The organism is Halobacillus sp. A1 (assembly GCF_024189295.1).
Taxonomy (GTDB): domain Bacteria; phylum Bacillota; class Bacilli; order Bacillales; family Halobacillaceae; genus Halobacillus_A.
This window is the reverse complement of record NZ_JAIZEN010000066.1, coordinates 1-518: the sequence shown is the minus strand read 5'-3', so window position 1 is coordinate 518 and position 518 is coordinate 1. Positions and strand designations below refer to the sequence as shown.

Here is a 518-nt window from a genome sequence, read left to right as displayed (position 1 = left end):
TCACTCAAGACCAGGCTCGTAAAGTCGTGGTTAGTGACCTAACTTACGTACGCGTTCATACAAAATGGCATTATATCTGTACGATTTTGGATCTGTATAACCGTGAGATTATCGGCTATAGCTCCGGTCCGCAAAAAGATGCAGCCTTAGTTCAAAAAGCCTTCGCTTCGATTGATGGAAACCTTGATGAATTAGCTCTTTTTCATACGGATCGCGGAAGTGAATTTAAGAATCAAGCCATTGAAGATTTACTTCAAACCTTTCAAATTAATCGTTCTTTAAGTATGAAAGGGTGCCCTTATGATAATGCAGTCGCTGAAGCTACTTATAAGGTGATTAAGACAGAATTTGTTTATGGAGAAACCTTTAAGTCTCAAGAACAATTAGATCTGGCTTTATTTGATTATGTCCACTGGTACAATTATATTCGAATTCATGGCACTCTCAACTACCTTAGTCCTATAGAATTCAAGAAGAAACACCTTAATGAAATTGTCTAGTTTTGTGTTGACAATCCA

The 518-nt window shown here is 37.3% G+C and carries 1 protein-coding gene; it reads left to right on the top strand.

The window, feature by feature from the left end:
• Positions 1–500 (top strand): IS3 family transposase (locus LF817_RS20005; RefSeq protein WP_253937566.1); only part of this gene is annotated, 500 nt, incomplete at its 5' end.
• Between the last annotated feature and the right edge of the window lie 18 nt (positions 501–518).